This is a genomic window from Mesorhizobium sp. M4A.F.Ca.ET.090.04.2.1, from assembly GCF_003999085.1.
Taxonomy (GTDB): Bacteria; Pseudomonadota; Alphaproteobacteria; order Rhizobiales; family Rhizobiaceae; genus Mesorhizobium.
On sequence record NZ_RZOT01000732.1, the window covers coordinates 1 to 2,225 of the forward strand.

General features: G+C 64.7%; 2 protein-coding genes. Both read left to right on the plus strand.

Annotated features, from left to right (window positions below; genetic code table 11):
• Positions 1 to 69 precede the first annotated feature (69 nt).
• Positions 70 to 984, plus strand: a complete 915-nt coding sequence (locus tag EN781_RS31110) for a LysR substrate-binding domain-containing protein (RefSeq protein ID WP_127400657.1) — start codon at positions 70 to 72, stop codon at positions 982 to 984.
• 222 nt (positions 985 to 1,206) lie between these two features.
• The coding region (locus tag EN781_RS31115; RefSeq protein ID WP_145965736.1) for an aminopeptidase at positions 1,207 to 2,225 on the plus strand (1,019 nt) is incomplete at its 3' end.

The window sequence follows — 2,225 nt, forward strand, 5'->3', positions numbered from 1 at the left end:
CCTATAGAATCTGTATCCACGCCATGCGTTTCAATTGAGATTTCCGCCATGTCAGTTTAGAAAAACTGTATGAGCCTGTTGAACCGCGTCCATCTGAACGGCCTGCGTGCCGTGGAAACCGTCGCCCGGCTCGGCTCGCTCGCGGCGGCGGCCGGCGAGCTCAACGTCTCGGCCAGCGCCGTCAGCCAACAGATCAAGCGCACGGAAAAGCAGCTCGGCCAGGCGCTGTTCGAACGCACGCCGGGCGGCCTTGTTCCAACGGAGTTCGGCGCGCTGTTCACGGCAAGGCTTGGGGCGGGCTTTCGCGAGCTGGCGCAGGCCGTGGCGATGGCCGACGAGGCCAGCCAATGCACGCTGGTTGTTTCGGTAGCGCCGGCCTTCGCCTCGAAGTGGCTGCTGCCGAGGTTGTCCCGGCATTTCGCCCGGCATCCGAACGTACTGTTGCGCATCGACGCCTCGGGTCGGGTCGCCGATCTCGACCATTCCGACATCGATGTCGGCATCCGGATGGGCGACGGCAAATGGCCGGGCGTGCGCGCGGAACTGCTTCTGGCGCAAGAGGTGTTCCCGGTCTGCACGCCGTCGATCGCGGCCAGACTGCACTCGATCGAGGATCTGGCGCAGACCTGCGCGATCACCGACGAGCGCTCGATGATCAGTTGGGACAGCTGGTTCGCGGCGGCCGGCGTCTCGCCGGTCACCTTTCTGAAGGGGGCACATTTCACCGATCCCATGCTCTGCCTGGAATCGGCGATCGCCGGCCATGGCGTCATGCTCGCCTGGCAGTTGCTGACCGCCGACGCGCTGGCCGACGGCCGGCTGGTCGCGCCATTCGGCGTGCGCGCCGAGAGCGGGCTGGGCTACTGGATGGTGACCTCTGCCACAAAAGGCGAGAGCCGCAAGGTGCGCGACTTCAAGGCCTGGATCCGCGAGGAGATCGAGGCGACCATGGCAAAGTTCCGGACGCTCGACAGCGCCGCCTGACCCAGTCGATCCCTGTGGAAAGGCCAGCCCTGCCGGTCTATGTAAGAGACTGTTTCGAAATTCGCTCCGGCGAGTCATATGGTGGTGGATTCGAGAACGGTAGCGCAGCGGACATTCGTCCGTGAGCAACGGAAGCGCAGAAAACGCCATCAGATGGCCGCCAGAGTGGAAATTTCCAAACAGTCTCTAGGACCAGACCTCACAATCACGGCAGGCAGGATCATGACCACACATTCGCGCGGCGTTGCAGCAACCATCGACCCGGTGAAGCTCGACAGGCTGGCCGAGGTCGCCATCAAGGTCGGGCTGCAGCTGCAGCCGGGACAGGACCTTGTGGTGACGTCGTCGATCGCGGCCCTGCCCTTGACGCGGCGCATCGTCGAGCATGCCTACAAGGCCGGCGCCGGGTTGGTGACGCCGATCTTCAATGATGACGAGATCACGCTGGCGCGCTTCCGCTATGGCGCTGACGCCGGCTTCGATCGTGCCGCCGGCTGGCTCTATGAAGGCATGGCGAAAGCCTTTGCCAACAACGCGGCGCGGCTTGCTGTGCGCGGCGAGGATCCGTCGCTCCTGTCGGCGCAGGATCCGGCCAAGGTGGCGCGCGCCAACAAGGCGAACTCGATGGCCTACCAGCCGGCGCTGGAGAAGATCACCGGCTTCGACATCAACTGGAACATTATCGCCTATCCGGACCTTGCCTGGGCCAAGCAGGTGTTTCCGGGCGATGCCGACGACGTTGCGGTGGCCAAGCTCGCCGACGCGATCTTCTCGGCCTCGCGGGTCGACGTCGAAGACCCGATCGCCAACTGGAAGGCGCACAACGCCGCGTTGGCCGAGCGCACGAAATGGCTGAACGGCCATAAATTCCATGCGCTGCATTTCACCGGGCCGGGCACCGACCTGACGGTCGGGCTGGCCGAAGGCCATGAATGGATGGGCGGCGCCTCGACGGCCAAGAACGGCGTCACCTGCAACCCGAACATCCCGACCGAGGAGGTGTTCACGACGCCGCATGCAAGGCGGGTCTCGGGCCACGTCTCGTCGACCAAGCCGCTTTCCTACCAGGGCACGCTGATCGACGAGATCTCAGTGCGCTTCGAGGAAGGCCGGATCGTCGAGGCCAAGGCTTCCAAGGGCGAGGACGTGCTGAAGAAGGTGCTCGACACCGACGAAGGCGCGCGCCGCCTCGGCGAAGTGGCGCTGGTGCCGCATTCCTCGCCGATCTCGAAGAGCGGATG

Coding starts and splice junctions, on each gene's coding strand:
- EN781_RS31110 (WP_127400657.1), top strand. CDS start 70: ATGAGCCTGTTGAACCGCGTCCATCTGAACGGCCTGCGTGCCGTGGAA.